We start from the raw sequence: 3,047 nt of genomic DNA, 5'->3' as shown, positions 1-3,047 counted from the left end.
AACAGGTACCGGAAATATTGGAAAAGCCAATTGTAATAATGGATTCAGTTACCAGGAGTGATAGTTTAGTAATTTTGGGAGACCTAATTTCTAAAGAAGGCGAACCCGTTATAGTTTCGTTACTGGTTGATCCTAAAAACAAATCTGGAATAATACAGGACTTTGGAATTATAACAAGTGCGTATGGTAAAAATTTGAACAATTTACAAAAATTAATAAATAATTCAAATATAAGATACATTGAGCCTGACAAAAAAAGAACCAATAAATGGTTGTCAGTACTCAGGCTCCAATTGCCATCATCTACAACCAAATATGGTTCTGTAAATAAGATAACAAATGCATATCAAAATGTCAATGACTTTGCGTTTATGGATAAAAAAGGAGCCTTAGTGGTAGCCAATGCTAAAAATAACCCTGACCAGACATCCGTAAATGCGTCCCTAAAAGACTCCTTTAATGAGAGTATATTTCAAAATAGTGAAAAAGACAATGATATCTTAAAACAAGACAGCAGCATTTTGTATTCATATGGAGGACGAAATTCTAACAATGTGGATTTGCGGGAGTTGCAAAGAACTAATGAGATGGAAAAGGAAGGTGAGAGTTTTGAAGAAATATTTAAGAAAACAGGTTGGTTCCGTGGAATTGATAACATATGGAAATATGAAATTGATGATTCTAAAATGACGTTTAACAGAAGAGGACATTTAAGCCTGAAAGATAATCAGGACTACAGACGTTATGAAGAATTGTCAGAACAGGTTGATAAAATTTTGAATAAACAGTGGGAAGGATTAAATGCTTTATATGCGATAATGATAATTTGTCAATAATTGTAAGCGTAAGAATTGATGGAAATGGCGTATATGAATTAAAGCAGGTAGCCTCTAATTTCATAACGGGTATGTATGGAAGAAAAGGAATAGCTGCGTTAATAGACAGAGCTGCTAAAGATAACAAAATACTATATATAAACAATAAAAAAAGCCATAACATATTCTCGTTGGCAAGGGTACAATTCCCTTACTCGCTGAATAATTATGACTTTGACACCATAATACACAAGAGCAGTTATATTGTCAATAATAAATCGGCAGAAAGTGAAGACATTCGCTACCAATCCAGAATAAATGCCATAACAGATGCAGAGAGCATGACACAGGATAATGGAATAGCAAGTTACACGGAAGAAAGATTGGAGGACTTGTATACAGATTATGCTGCCATGAGCGAAGATTATTCACAGGCATATCTGACCAGACTGTCACCGGAAGAGTTTTTGAAACTTATCACAGAGGATGATGATGCGTATAACAGAATAATAAGTGAGTCAACCAATCTGGATAAAGGGAAGTTAAGAAATAACAGTCAGCCAATATATTTAAGAATATATGATGATGGGGAGGTTAAAGGACACGAGGGCAGACATAGAATGGCAGTCCTGATGGATGCAGGAATTACAAGTGTAAACAAATCGAAATTTAGAGATATAAACACAGTTGTTCAAAAAGCGGTTGATATTTTAACAAAATATCCAGGTGTTGAGTACAGGGGAAAAAATCCGGTAATTACAAATTTGGATACAGGAGATAAAATTCAAATTACTAAAAAATCATTAAAACATGGAATGCATATGGGACGTTCAGAAGCAACAATATTTGTAAGCTTAAATATAGGTGATGCCATTAAATATGGAATCAAGGTTAATGAAGCAATAGGAAATAGAAATAATGCTGACAGTTCATATGTTTTGATGGGACGTATGATGGATGAAAAAAACAATAACTATTATTATCGCATTGTAGTAAACAGATACGATAGTAATAGAATTGGAGATTATTATATAGATGATATGTATGCTGTAAAAGCAAAAAAAGAAGAGACATTTACGGCGGTAATGCCGACAAGGGTTACAGCTAATGCTGATGCCTCCAACATCTCTTCTAACATTAAAGTATCAGACTTTTTAAATGAAGTCAAGGAATACTATGGCGACAGTTTATCAGAAGATGTAAATAATCATTTGGGTAGATTAAGAGAAAAAAGTGATATAGAGGGACTTTTATATCAGGACAGGGCAATAGACAGGCTTGTTAAGAAGATGGAAAAAGACAGTGGAACTAATGTAAGCAGTGATGTATTGCATAAGAAATTAAAAAAGGCATTTGAAAATGCAAGAACCAGGCTTATGATGATGGAATATCAATGGAGAGAGTTTGGAATGAATTAATCAAAAAGCACAGCAAGGAATTTGAAGTATTTATTTCATAAAAATCGCTCTTATAGTCCAAATTTATTTGCAGATTTTTTATAACATCTGTATTTCTATCCTTTCTATCCTGATTTAAGATGGCATTGTTTTTTCATTATTTTGAGATATACTTCCATTAAGAGGAGAAGCAAGAGCGTTTCGGATGTCCGATTTAGGGGCTTGTACATCTAGAGCTTGCGTAACTCTTTTTTCTATATAACTTGACACAACTCATAATTTTTTTTAACGATCTTGTAAATTTCGTAAGGGTGTAGAAATGACATTGCCATTCCTTGAATGCTCTCAAGGTTCACCCCTCATAATCCTAAAAATTAACATAATCATATTGCTATTTGCGCATCATTAGCTATATTGATTGAAACAACGCCACAGACAAGGAAATCTTTTGATATAAGAAAAATATGAAAATTTATTATTGAACATAATAGGTGAAGACTACTAGCCGGCATTGGGTTAGTAGTTTTTTATTTGAACGAAAATAGATACAAGGAACAAAATTTCATCTTCACAAGCAAACATCCGTTCCTTCACAAGTCCTTTTTAATGGACTTAAAAAATGCTAATGTTTATGTAAGGTAAATTTTACTACTAATTAATCTTTATTAACTTTTACTAAATTTAAACGGAGGTGGCATTTATGCATATTTTAGCTTTTATATTGATGCTTGTAGTTGGTTCAATAGTGGCGGCAAGCAATGGGGATTTTTCAGGGTTGATAGGAATAGGAAAAATTGTGGGAGGTATAATATTTGTCTTTGCACTTATGTGGCTG

The 3,047-nt window shown here is 33.2% G+C and carries 2 protein-coding genes; both read left to right on the top strand.

Annotated elements, in window-relative coordinates; genetic code table 11:
* On the top strand, nt 1-836 hold an 836-nt coding region (locus tag Q5O30_RS05805), incomplete at its 5' end, for an LPD23 domain-containing protein (RefSeq protein ID WP_302674608.1).
* A complete protein-coding gene (locus Q5O30_RS05800; protein ID WP_021952810.1) occupies nt 788-2,233 on the top strand; it encodes a hypothetical protein in 1,446 nt (481 codons plus the stop codon). The genes Q5O30_RS05805 and Q5O30_RS05800, both read left to right, overlap by 49 nt.
* Nucleotides 2,234-3,047: the final 814 nt, after the last annotated feature.

The sequence above is a fragment of the Eubacterium sp. CAG:161 genome (genome assembly GCF_000432355.1).
In the GTDB taxonomy this organism is placed as follows: Bacteria; Bacillota; Clostridia; order Lachnospirales; family Lachnospiraceae; genus Eubacterium_G; species Eubacterium_G segne.
The sequence above is the reverse complement of the archived record's forward strand: the minus strand, read 5'-3'. Positions and strand labels throughout refer to the sequence as shown.